Origin of the sequence: Nocardia brasiliensis NBRC 14402, from assembly GCF_000308475.2 — a bacterium.
GTDB classification, from domain to species: Bacteria; Actinomycetota; Actinomycetes; order Mycobacteriales; family Mycobacteriaceae; genus Nocardia; species Nocardia brasiliensis.
In genome coordinates, this window is sequence record NZ_BAFT02000038.1 from 253,565 (window position 1) to 265,844 (window position 12,280).

Genomic DNA, 12,280 nt, shown 5'->3' on the forward strand with positions numbered 1-12,280 from the left:
AAGGATATACGCACAGCGAAGTTCGGTCCACCGAACTTCATGTTGCCGGGGACACAGCACATGGGCCGGGAACACCGCCGGCCCACGTCGTGTTGTCCCCGATATGCCTCTGACTGGAGATTACGCACCGAGTACCTCGGATTGGGCCCGCGAGCAGGCCGAGAAGTACGAGAACTCCGGCGGCACCACAGCCACCACCCTTCAAGGCCGGCCGGTCATCCTGCTCACCACCAAAGGCGCGAAGACCGGAAAGCTGCGCAAGACACCGCTGATGCGGGTCGAGCACAACGGCGAATACGCGGTCGTGGCCTCGCTGGGCGGCGCGCCGAAGAACCCCGTCTGGTACTACAACATCAAGGCCGAGCCGCACGTCGAACTGCGCGACGGCGAGGTGAACAAGGACTACACCGCCCGCGAGGTGTTCGGCGAGGAGCGGCAGCTGTGGTGGGACCGGGCCACCGAAGTATGGCCGGACTACATCGAGTACACGAAGAAGACCGACCGCGTGATTCCGGTCTTCGTGCTCACCCCGCGGTAATCGCGAACCCGCGGCAATCGGCCGCGGCACTGCCACCCGCCGCACCCGCCCGTCGCGGCGGGTGGCAGCATATTTCGGGTGTCCAATCCGCTTGATGTCATCGACGCACTGTCCAGTTCTCGTCCCGCGCTGAGCGCGGACGAGATCGACGCTGCCGCCAAGCGCATTGCCGAGATCATCGAGCCGACTCCGCTGCAGCGCAGCGAGCGGCTTTCCCGCCTCACCGGGGCCAACGTCTACCTCAAGCGCGAAGACCTCTCCGCGGTCCGCTCCTACAAGCTGCGCGGCGCGTACAACCTGGTCATGCAGCTGACCGAGACCGAGCGCGCGGCCGGCGTGGTCGCCGCGAGCGCGGGCAATCACGCCCAGGGCGTGGCGTTCGCGTGCCACGCGATGGGCATCAAGGGCCGCATCTACGTGCCGACCACCACCCCGAAGCAGAAGCGCGACCGCATCCGCGTGCACGGCGGCGAATTCGTGGAGCTGATCGCCATCGGCGAGACCTACGACGCGGCCGCCGCGGCCGCCGCCGACGATGTGGCCCGCACCGGCGCGACCATGGTGCCGCCGTTCGACGACGCCCGCACCGCCGCCGGGCAGGGCACCATCGCGCCGGAGATCCTGGAGCAACTCGGCACCGCACCGGACCTGGTCGTGGTGCCGGTGGGCGGCGGCGGCTGCCTGGCCGGCATCGGCACCTACCTGCGCGACCGTGCGCCGAGCACCGCGATCCTCGGAGTCGAGCCCGCCGGAGCGGCCTCGATGACCGCGGCACTGGTCGCAGGCGGCCCGGTGACGCTGCCGGAGATCGACCCGTTCGTGGACGGTGCCGCGGTACGCCGGATCGGCGCGGTGCCGTTCGCAGCCGTCTCCGGCTTCGGCGGGCGGGTGGTCTCGCACGCCTCGTTGCCGTTACTGACCACCACCGAATCCCCCACCGGGGCCAGTTCGTTCCGGATGATGCAGGTCGACGAGGGCGCGATCTGCACCGCGATGCTCGACCTCTATCAGAACGAGGGCATCATCGCCGAACCCGCAGGGGCACTGGCGGTTTCCGCACTGGCCGAGCTGACCATGCAGCCGGGGTCGACGGTGGTGTGCCTGGTCTCCGGCGGCAACAACGACGTGTCGCGCTACGGCGAGATCATCGAGCGTTCGCTGGTGCACCGCGGCCTGAAACACTATTTCCTGGTGGACTTTCCGCAGGAACCGGGCGCGTTGCGGCGCTTCCTCGACGAGGTGCTCGGGCCCGACGACGACATCACCACGTTCGAGTACGTCAAGCGGAACAACCGTGAGACGGGCTCGGCGCTGGTCGGCATCGAGCTCGGCACGCCGGAGGGGCTGGGACCGCTGCTGGAGCGCATGGACGAGTCGCCGATCCAGTGCGAACGACTGGAACCGGGCTCGCCCGCGTACCGCTATCTCACCTGACCGAAAGGCTACGGCCGCACCGCTTTCCGCGCGGCGGCCGTAGTATTAGGCGGCCTTCTCCTGCGGCACCTCGACCGGAATACGGCGGGTGGCCCGCAGGCAGTTGAGCACGAGCGGCAGCAGCCAGAAGGCGGCGGACTGGTCGTAGGACAGCTGCGCCGCCGACAATCGGTTGTGCACGAAGCCGACCGAAAGTCCCAGGCGCGGTTCGGCCCAGCCGAACGACCCGCCCAGACCGATGTGCCCGAACCCGGCCCGCGCGCCCGGCATCGGCAGCGAATGGTAGCCGAGGCGCCAGAGCATCGGAGCGTAGAACAGCGCGTTGTCGAGCCGGTAGGTCTGAATTCGCCGGATCGCCTTGATGGTTCGCGCACCGAGGTACTGCTTCCCGTCCGCGACACCGTCATTGGCCAGCGCGCCGTACATCCCGGCGAGGGCGGACGCGGTGCACACGCCGTTGCCCGCACCGAGTTCGGTGCGCAGGATCGGCGGCGCCTCACCCTCCAGGATGGATTCCAATCCCGGCAGGAACAGGCAGCGCGTCGCCGCGCCGAGCGCGCCGGGGATCCGGTGGCTGCGGCCCAATACCAGTGCGCCGAGCGGGTTTCCGATCGCCTTCAGGTGCGTTCCCACCAGCGGCGCGTACGTGGTCCGCGCGTGTTCGGGCGGCAGGCCGAGGTGGATACCCTCGAGGCCGAGCGGTTCGGCCACCTCCGAGCGGAACAGCTCGCCCATGCTGTGGCCGGTGACCGCGCGGGCGAGACCGGCCATCAGCCAGCCGTAGGTGAGCGCGTGATAGGCCGGAACACCCAGCAGCCGATCGGGTTTCGCGGCCGCGAGACGCTGTTCCATCAGTTCGTGATCGAGCACGTCGTCGAGGCCGGTGGCGAGCGGGGCGAGCGCGGACAGACCCGCACTGTGCGTCATCGTCTGCCGCACCGTGATCTTGTCCTTGCCGTTCGCGCCGAACTCCGGCCAGTACTCGGCGACCGGTGCGGCGTAATCGATCAGGCCGCGGTCGGCGAGCCGGTGGATGACGGTGGCGGTGACCCCTTTGGTGGCGGAGAAGATGATCGACCCGGTGTCCTGGGTCCACGCGGACGTGCCGCCCGCGAAGCCGGTCCAGATATCGAGCAGGGGTTCGCCGTGCAGGTGCACCGACAGTGCGCCGCCCGCCCCGCGACGGCGTCCGAAGGTCCTGGCGAAAGCGCGCACCAGGGGGGCGAATTCGGCGGTGGCGCGGCCACTCGTCCCATCGGGGATCGGCGCTAGACCCCCCGCAGCATCATTGCTCATCTTTCCACGGTAATGGCGACGGTCACACCGGGCAATGGGTCTGTCTCGGACAGTTGCCATTCGTGACCTTCCTGCAAGCGGCGCGCGAACGGGTGTGCGGCTGTGGCCCGCAGGCGCTGGACAGCCCGTTGGCGACGCTTATCGAGGTCCGCCGCGACGCCCGAAAAGTCACGGACCAGCGGGTTCGAACCCACGCCGCGATTGCGGGCCGGTAGCCGCCGTCTCAGAAACAGACGTGGCGGTATCGCCCGGGTGCTGGAAGAGTGGGCGTGTGGGTTTCTATCGAGATCGAGTGGTGCCGCGGATCGTGGACGCGGCCTGCGGGATGCGGTTCAACGAACCGCTGCGCGAGCGGGTGTGCGCGGGCCTCAGCGGCCGAGTGGTGGAGATCGGGTTCGGGTCGGGGCTGAACGTGCCGTTCTATCCGGAGACCGTCGAGCTGGTCAGCGCGGTCGAACCCGCCGACCTCGGCTGGCGGCTCGCGAGCGAGCGGGTCGCGGCGGCGCGGGTGCCGATCGAACGGTCCGGACTGGACGGACAGTCACTGCCGTTCGGCGACAACAGCTTCGACAGCGCCCTGTCCACCTGGACGCTGTGCACCATCCCCGATGTCGCGACCGCGCTGGCGGAGGTGCGCCGGGTGCTCGCACCGGGCGGCACCCTGCACTTCGTCGAGCACGGCCTCGCGCCGGACCAGCGCGTGCAGGTGTGGCAGCACCGGCTCAATCCGATCCAGAAGACCTTCGCCGGCGGCTGCCATCTGAACCGCGATATCCGCGGCCTGCTCACCGACGCGGGGTTCGAGATCCGCGATATCGACGTGTTCTACGGCGAAGACGCCCCTCGGTTCCTCGCCGCGCAGTCGCTCGGCGTGGCGGTCGCCGCCTAGCCGCTGCCGAAAGCGCAGCTCAGCGTCCCGCACTGCTATTTTGAAATGATCGGTTCAAAATGTGCTAGCGTGACCGGCATGGCACGACCGAAACAGTTCGACGAGGAGCGCGCGGTGGATGCCGCGATGCGCGCGTTCTGGATCGCGGGCTACGAGGCCACCTCGACACAGGCGCTGTGCGAGGCGACCGGCCTGGGCCGCAGCAGCATCTACAACACCTTCACCAGCAAACACGACCTGTTCGAACGGGCCCTGCGGCGATACATGACCACCAAGAACGCCACCACCTTCGACCTACTGGACAGCGGCCTGGACGCGAAGGCGAAGATGCGCGCGCTGCTGTGGCAGGTGGTCGACGCGCCGGCGGCCGATCCGCTCGGCTGCCTCGTCGTCAACTCGATGGTCGAACTCGCACCGCACGACCCCGAGGTGGCGGCCACGCTGCGCGAGGACCAGCGCCGGCGCCTCGCCGCGCTCCGCGACGCACTCGAAAGCGGCAGGCGCGCAGGCGAAATCGACGACAGCAAGAGCGCCGAAGAACTGGCGCACTTCATGAACGCGACCATCGCGGGCATGCGCGTCGCCGCCCGCGGCGGCGCCGGCCGCGACGCACTGGCGGCCATCGCCACCACCGCGCTCGACGCCTTCTGATCGACCGAAAACAGGTCGACCCCTTACCTTCTGCCCCAGTTTTGAACCGAACGATCTAAAATAGGAGAGGTCTCCGATGCCCCTAGCCGTCTACATCCTCGGGCTGTCCATCTTCGCCCAGGGCACCTCGGAGCTGATGCTCTCAGGACTGCTCACCGAGCTCTCCGCCGACCTGGGGGTGACCATTCCGCAAGCGGGACTGCTTATTTCGGCCTTCGCGCTCGGCATGCTGGTCGGCGCGCCGGTGCTGGCGGTGGCGACGCTGCGCCTGCCGCGCCGCAACGCGCTGCTCGCCTTTCTCGCCGTCTTCGTCGCCACCCATGTGGTCGCGGCGCTGACCTCGGACTACTGGGTCCTGTTCGCGACCAGGGCGGTCGGCGCCTTCGTCTACGCCGGTTTCTGGTCGGTCGCGGCGACCACCGCCATCGGATTGGTGCCCGCCGGCGCCCGCGGTAAAGCGATGAGCGTCGTCGCGGGCGGGCTCACCATCGCCACCGTCGTCGGCCTGCCCGCGGGCACCGTGATCGGCCAGCACCTCGGCTGGCGCGCCGCGTTCTGGACCGTCGCGATCATGTCTGTCCTGGCGATGCTCGGCGTGCTCACCAAGATCCCCGCCGGACGCGCCGAGACCACACCGGATCTGCGAAAAGAACTGCGCAGCATGGTGAATCCGCGGCTCTGGCTCTCCTACGCCACCACCGCCCTCGCCACCGCCGCGCTGCTCGCCAGCTTCGCCTACCTCGGCGCGCTGCTCGCCGAAACCACCGGCCTGCGCGGGTTCTGGATCCCGCTCGTGCTGGCCGTGTACGGCGTCGGCAGCTTCCTCGGCATCGTCGTCGGCGGGCGCACCGCCGACGCGCATCCCGTGCGCACCCTCTACATCGGCGTCACCGGCCTGATCATCACCTCGGTTCTGCTGGCCCTCACCGCCGAATACCCGGTGCCCGTCGTGGTGCTCGCCTTCCTGTTGGGCGCCTTCGGTTTCGGCACCAACCCCACGCTCAACAGCCGCGTCTTCAACCTCGCCGCCGACGGCCCCACCCTGGCCCCCGCCTTCAACGTCTCGTCCTTCAACATCGGCATCACCGTCGGCCCCTGGCTCGGCGGACTCGCCATCGGCGCCGGACTCGGCTATGCCAGCGTCGCCTGGATCGGCGCCGCCATAGGCCTGGCCGCACTGGGCACCATCACCTGGGAACAGCTGCTCCCCAAGCCGATTGAGGCCTCCACCGTCACCGACCACCCAACCCCTGCCCTCACCCACTGACCCAGCAGAGATGCGGGCGGCAACGAGCCCCCACCCGCACCCCTTCTGACGTGTCGCACCCGCTGTGGCCTGCCACAGCGGGTGCGACACGTCAGAACCCGTGCGACACATCAAAACCCGTGCGACACGCCGCCTGCGGGACGGAGCAGCACGCGCGTGGACCAACGATGGCCACGCGGTGGCCTGCCCGCACCCTTTCCGACTTCCCGCACCCGCTGTGGCCTGCCACAGCAGATGCGACACGTCAAAACCGGTGCGACACATCAAAACCCGTGCGGCACGCTGCCTGCGAGGCGGAGCAGCACGCGCGTGGGCCAACGATGGCCACGCGGTGGCCTTCCCGCACCCTTTCTGCCTTCCCGCACCCGCTGTGGCCTGCCACAGCAGGTGCGACACGTCAAAACCCGTGCGACACATCAAAACGGGTGCGGCGGTGGGGGCACACCCCTCCCGGCGGACGGCGGACGGCGGACGGCGGAGGGCCGGGCTCAGACGGCCAAACACCCCGGCCCGAGCAGCGCTTTCAAGTCGCCCATCAACGCCGAGGACGGGGAGACGCGCAGGCTGTCGTCGAGTTTCAGGAGGGTGGTTTTGTCGCGGGCGCCGACGTGGCGGATGTGCACGTCGGAGGTGCCGGGGTGGCGGGACAGGACGCGCTTGAGCTCGCCGATCTTGTCGGGGGTGCACAGGCGGGTGGAGAGGGTGACGGCGAGCGGTTTGGCCACGCCGATGGAGGACAGGTCGGGGACGGCGAGATCGTTGGCGATGAGCGAGATGCGGTCGTCGCGGACCGAGACCCGCGCCTTCACCAGCACCACCGCGTCCTCGACCACGTCCATGCCGTAGACCGAATAGGCCTGCGGGAAGAACAGCACCTCGATACCACCGGAGAGGTCTTCGAGCTGCGCGGACGCCCAGGCGAGACCGTTCTTGTTGATGCGCCGGTTGACCGAGGCGAGGATGCCGCCGAGGGTCACCTGCGCGCCGTCCTTGATATCGCCTTCGAGGATGGCGGGGATCTGCGTATCCGCCTGCGCCGCGAGCACATGCTCGACGCCGTTGAGCGGATGCCCGGACACGTACAGGCCGAGCATCTCGCGCTCGAGGGCCAGCTTGTGCTTGGACTCCCACTCGTCGTCGGGCACCTTCACGTTGAACACCGAGGCCACCGACTCGTCCGCGTCGACGCCGCCGAAGAGGTCGAACTGCCCGATCGCCTCGGCCTTCTTGGTGGACATCACCGCGTCGATGGCATCGGAGTGCACCAGCAGCAGACCCTTGCGCGGGTGCCCGAGCGAGTCGAATCCGCCTGCCTTGATGAGGGATTCGGTGACCTTCTTGGTGCAGGCGATCGCGTCGATCTTGTTCAGGTAGTCGGAGAAGTCGGTGAACTTCGACTTCTCCTTGCGCGCGGCGATGATCGAGGACACCACGTTGGCGCCGACGTTGCGCACCGCGCCGAGGCCGAACCGGATGTCCTTGCCGACCGAGGCGAAGTTCAGCTCGGACTCGTTGACATCCGGCGGCAGCACGGTGATGCCCAGGCGGCGGCAGTCCGAGAGGTAGACCGCGGCCTTGTCCTTGTCGTCACCGACGGAGGTGAGCAGCCCGGCCATGTATTCGGCCGGGTAGTTGGCCTTGAGGTAGGCGGTCCAGAACGAGACCAGGCCGTAGCCCGCGGCGTGCGACTTGTTGAACGCGTAGCCGGCGAACGGAAGGATGGTGTCCCACAGGGCCTTCACCGCAGCCTCGGAGAACCCGTTGTTCGTCATGCCCTCGTGGAAGCCCTTGTACTCGGCCTCGAGCACCTCCAGCTTCTTCTTACCCATGGCCTTACGCAGCGCGTCGGCCTTGCCCATGGTGTAGCTGGCGACCTTCTGGGCGATGAACATGATCTGCTCTTGGTAGACGATCAGGCCGTAGGTCTCGGCGAGAATGTCCTTCAGCGGCTCTTCGAGCTCCGGATGGATCGGTTTGATCTCCTGCCGCCCGTTCTTGCGGTCGGCGTAGTCGTTGTGCGCGTTCATGCCCATCGGGCCGGGGCGGTACAGCGCGAGCACGGCGACGATGTCGTTGAAGCCGGTCGGCTGCATGCGCCGCAGCAGGTCGCGCATCGGGCCGCCGTCGAGCTGGAAGACGCCGAGCGTGTCACCGCGGGACAGCAATTCGTAGGTCGCGGGATCGTCCAGCGGCAGGTTGTCCATGTCGAGGTCGACGCCGCGGTTGGCCTTGATGTTGTCCAGCGCGTCACCGATGACGGTGAGGTTGCGCAGGCCGAGGAAGTCCATCTTCAGCAGGCCGATGGCCTCGCAGGACGGGTAGTCCCAGCCGGTGATGATGGCGCCGTCCTGGGCTCGCTTCCACACCGGGATCGCGTCGGTCAGCGGCTCGGAGGACATGATGACCGCGCAGGCGTGCACGCCGGCGTTGCGGATCAGGCCCTCGAGACCGCGGGCGGTCTCGTAGATCTTCGCGACATCGGGGTTGGTGCTGATCAGTTCGCGGACCTCGGCGGCTTCCTTGTACCGCTCGTGATCGGGATCGGTGATGCCGGCCACCGAGATGTCCTTGGCCATGATCGGCGGCGGCAGCGCCTTGGAGATCTGGTCGGCGATGGCGAAACCGGGCTGGCCGAACAGGACTCGCGCGGAGTCCTTGATCGCGGCCTTGGTCTTGATGGTGCCGAAGGTGATCACCTGGGCGACCCGGTCGCTGCCCCACTTCTCGGTGGCGTAGCGGACCATTTCACCGCGGCGGCGATCGTCGAAGTCGATATCGATATCGGGCGCGGACGGGCGTTCCGGGTTCAGGAACCGCTCGAACAGCAGGCCGTGCGGGATCGGGTCGATATTGGTGATGCCCAGCGCGTAGGCGACCAGCGAACCGGCCGCCGAACCACGGCCGGGACCGACCCGGATGCCGACCTCTTTCGCGTGCGAGACGAGGTCACCGACGACGAGGAAGTAGGCCGGGAAGCCCTTCTGCTTGATGACGTCGAGCTCGAAGTAGGCGCGGCTGTAATACTCCTCGGGCACACCGCCGGGGAACCGGCGCTCGAGGCCGCGGTCGACCTCTTTGCGCAGCCACGAATCCTGGTCCTCGCCTTCGGGCACCGGGAACACCGGCATCCGGTCCTTGAAGGCCCACACGTCGTCGTAGGACTGCACCCGCTCACCGATGAGCACGGTGTTGTCGCAGGCGCCGGGGACCTCGGCGTCCCACAGCGCGCGCATCTCCTCGGCGGACTTCAGGAAGTAGCCGTCACCGTCGAACTTGAACCTGGTCGGGTCGGAGAGCGTCTTGCCGGTCTGAATGCACAGCAGCGCTTCGTGGTTGGTGGACTGGTCCTTGGTGACGTAGTGGCAGTCGTTGGTGGCCAGCGGCGGGATGCCGAGCTTGCGGCCGACCTCGAGCAGGCCCTCGCGGACCCGGCGTTCGATGGACAGCCCGTGGTCCATGATCTCGAGAAAGAAATTGTCCTTGCCGAAGATCTCCTGCCACTTGGCCGCCGCTTCCAGGGCCTCGCGGTCGTGGCCGAGGCGCAGCCTGGTCTGCACTTCACCCGAGGGGCAGCCGGTGGTCGCGATGATGCCCTCGGCGTACTGGGCGATGATCTCCTCGTCCATCCGCGCCCACTTGCCGAGCTGGCCCTCGAGCGAGGCCAGCGAGGAGAGCTTGAACAGGTTGCGCAGGCCGGTCGCGGTCTCGGCGACCATGGTCATGTGGGTGTAGGCGCCGGAGCCGGAGACGTCGTCGCCCTTCTGGCTCGGATCGCCCCACAGCACGCGCTTGGTGTCGAAGCGGGAGGCGGGCGCGATGTAGGCCTCGATACCGATGATCGGCTTGATGTCGGCTTTCTTCGCCGAGTTGTAGAACTCGGAGGCGCCGTACATGTTGCCGTGGTCGGTCATCCCGACCGCGTTCATTCCCAGCCGTTTCGCCTCCGCGAACAGGGGCGAAATCTTTGCCGCACCATCGAGCATGGAGTACTCGGTGTGGTTGTGCAGGTGAACGAACGATCCGGACGAGGCGGCCAAGACGGTCCTTCCTCCCAAGGTCTCGACGGGGGTTGGCCTAGCGATTCTAGGCACGTCGGTACGACATTTTTTTCGAGGCGCGCGCGGCGCATCGAGACATCCCAGGAGCCCCCGGCGTGTCGGTGTCGAAGATCACCGGCGCGTCCGGCGAGACCCCCTCGGGGGCGTCCGATTTCCGCGAGCGACGTCCAGCGCGGAACGACCGACCCTACTCGACGCGACCGGTCGGGTCGGTCACCGCCGGACCGCACGGTGCTGCCCCCGGAATCGAGGGCAGCGAATCGGGGATGACAGCGCGGCATCGGGGGCATAGTCACTACCGACAGACACGGGTGTTCCCAATCCTGCCGAGGTATTGATGATTTCGCTCAAAGCACTGTTCGCCGTTCCCGCCGTCGCCGTCGCGACCCTGGTCGCGACCGCCGCCCCGGCCACCGCCCAACTGCACGACTCGTTCGCGACCGTCTACTCGTTCAGCCAGGGACTGTGCGTCGCGTCGGTCAGTTCCGGTGTCACCGGCAACGCCTATCCGGAACACGCCGGGTTCTACGTGGCGACCACGATGTACGGCGTGGGCGGCTGCGCCCTGCCGCTCACGCTCAACTGGCGCAACGTGGACACCGGCGAGACCGGCACGTTCACGGTGACCGCGCAGGGCCCCGGATATTGGAGCAACAGCGGCCGCTCCGCGCTGTTCCATCCCGGCCTGGGCAAGTTCACCGCGACGCTGACGGTCGGCGCCGCGCATATCCCGGAGCCCGGCGAGGTCGAGTTCCGGGTCGACAAGTACCAGGGCTGACGCCGCGCACAAAGTCGCGTCCGCACGCCCGGGTCCGGGGACAGCACATGCGCGGCACCGGCATACGGACGGTGCCGGGCGCGATAATCGGCGCATGAACGGAGTTCCGGCGCCGTGGGGCGCGCGGTGACGGCGACGATCGTCGCCCTGGTGGTCTCGGCCGCCATGATCGCCGGGGCGCTGGTGATCTGGCCGCGCACCCGCCGGGTGGTCACCACGCCGGCCGAGCGCGCGGTGCACACGGCGCTGCACACCGCGTCGCTGGCGGCGATCCCGCTGCGCCGCGGGCTCACCGAACAGTCGGCGCGCGAGTCCGCGCCGCACCTGCGGGTGCTGACCGGCGCCGAAGCGCTCGGCATCGCCGACCCGGACGGCACCCTGCTCGCCTGGGACGGACCGCACGCCGAACTCGCCGAGCATTTCACCGAGGCGGCCAAGCGTGCCGTCACCGGCGAACGGCCGGTGCTCGTGGCCGGGCCGGGTCACAGCGAGCACGCCGGTCGCACGCTGCTCGCGCAGCCGCTGCTGATCGAGAGCACCGGGGTGGCGGGGGCGATCGGCGTCGTCACCACCGGCCGGCCGGGGCCGGGCTGGCTCGGCGCGGTGGCCGAGGTCGCTCGATACGCCTGCGGCCAACTGGAATTGGCCGAGCTGGACGCGTCCCGGGCCCGGCTCGACCGCGCCGAGGTGCGCGCGCTGCGCGCCCAGATCAGCCCGCACTTCATCTACAACGCGCTGAACACGATCGCCTCGTTCGTGCGCACCGACCCGAATCGAGCCCGCGAACTGATCCTGGAATTCGCCGACTTCACCCGCTATTCCTTTCGCGCCGCGGGCGAATTCACCGTGCTGGCCGACGAACTGCGCAATATCGAGCGCTATCTCGCGCTCGAGCGCGCCCGCTTCGGCGACGCACTCGACGTCCGGTTGCAGATCGCGCCGGAGGTGCTCGGCGTGGTGCTGCCCTTCCTCGCGCTGCAACCGCTGGTGGAGAACGCGGTCCGGCACGGCCTGGCGGGCGCGGCGCGCGGCGGCACGGTGCACATCACCGCGGCCGACGCGGGCACCGACTGCCTGATCAGTGTCGAGGACGACGGTGTCGGCATGGATCCGGAACTGCTCCGCTCGGGCGCGCTCGACGCCGTCGAAACCGGCAAGGGCCCGGCCGGTTCCGGTGAGTCCGCGCATGTCGGCCTGGCCAATGTGGACGACCGGCTGCGCGCCGCTTTCGGCAACGACTACGGCCTGACCGTCGAGACCGCACCCGGCGCGGGCACCAAGGTCTCGCTGCGCGTGCCGAAGTTCCGCGCGGGCATCCAGGCGTGATCAGGGAAACCGGGCCGGTGTCCGGCGTGCTGCCCTACTGTTG

Annotated in this window: 9 protein-coding genes; 7 read left to right on the forward strand and 2 right to left on the reverse strand. The window is 68.6% G+C overall.

Annotated elements, in window-relative coordinates:
* The first annotated feature begins 103 nt into the window (after window positions 1-103).
* Together TY25_RS12690 and ilvA are read left to right on the forward strand one after the other, a co-directional pair.
* Window positions 104-538 (forward strand): nitroreductase family deazaflavin-dependent oxidoreductase, encoded by a 435-nt coding sequence (locus TY25_RS12690; protein ID WP_042256102.1) that lies wholly within the window; start codon window positions 104-106, stop codon window positions 536-538.
* Window positions 539-616: 78 nt separating this feature from the next.
* On the forward strand, window positions 617-1,972 hold the full coding sequence (gene ilvA, locus TY25_RS12695) for a threonine ammonia-lyase IlvA (protein WP_042256103.1): 1,356 nt from the start codon (window positions 617-619) through the stop codon (window positions 1,970-1,972).
* A gap of 45 nt (window positions 1,973-2,017) precedes the next feature.
* Here the strand turns inward: ilvA and TY25_RS12700 are convergent, their stop codons facing one another.
* A complete protein-coding gene (locus TY25_RS12700) occupies window positions 2,018-3,268 on the reverse strand; it encodes a serine hydrolase domain-containing protein (RefSeq protein WP_052382944.1) in 1,251 nt (416 codons plus the stop codon).
* A gap of 271 nt (window positions 3,269-3,539) precedes the next feature.
* Between TY25_RS12700 and TY25_RS12705 the strand changes: the two genes are divergently transcribed.
* The 3 genes from TY25_RS12705 (at window position 3,540) to TY25_RS12715 (ending at window position 6,075) form a co-directional block, all read left to right on the forward strand.
* Window positions 3,540-4,157, forward strand: a complete 618-nt coding sequence (locus TY25_RS12705) for a class I SAM-dependent methyltransferase (RefSeq protein WP_042256104.1) — start codon at window positions 3,540-3,542, stop codon at window positions 4,155-4,157.
* A 78-nt stretch (window positions 4,158-4,235) separates the two neighbouring features.
* Window positions 4,236-4,808 (forward strand): TetR/AcrR family transcriptional regulator, encoded by a 573-nt coding sequence (locus TY25_RS12710; RefSeq protein WP_042256184.1) that lies wholly within the window; start codon window positions 4,236-4,238, stop codon window positions 4,806-4,808.
* A gap of 76 nt (window positions 4,809-4,884) precedes the next feature.
* A complete protein-coding gene (locus TY25_RS12715; RefSeq protein WP_042256105.1) occupies window positions 4,885-6,075 on the forward strand; it encodes a Cmx/CmrA family chloramphenicol efflux MFS transporter in 1,191 nt (396 codons plus the stop codon).
* Window positions 6,076-6,563: 488 nt separating this feature from the next.
* On the opposite strand, the gene dnaE is transcribed toward TY25_RS12715, so the two are convergent.
* Window positions 6,564-10,112 (reverse strand): DNA polymerase III subunit alpha, encoded by a 3,549-nt coding sequence (dnaE, locus tag TY25_RS12720; protein ID WP_081868838.1) that lies wholly within the window; start codon window positions 10,110-10,112, stop codon window positions 6,564-6,566.
* Between the two features lie 358 nt (window positions 10,113-10,470).
* Here dnaE and TY25_RS12725 point away from each other — a divergent pair, with 358 nt between their 5' ends.
* Window positions 10,471-10,911, forward strand: a complete 441-nt coding sequence (locus tag TY25_RS12725; protein ID WP_042256106.1) for a hypothetical protein — start codon at window positions 10,471-10,473, stop codon at window positions 10,909-10,911.
* A gap of 126 nt (window positions 10,912-11,037) precedes the next feature.
* Window positions 11,038-12,237, forward strand: a complete 1,200-nt coding sequence (locus tag TY25_RS12730; RefSeq protein ID WP_042256186.1) for a sensor histidine kinase — start codon at window positions 11,038-11,040, stop codon at window positions 12,235-12,237.
* Window positions 12,238-12,280: the final 43 nt, after the last annotated feature.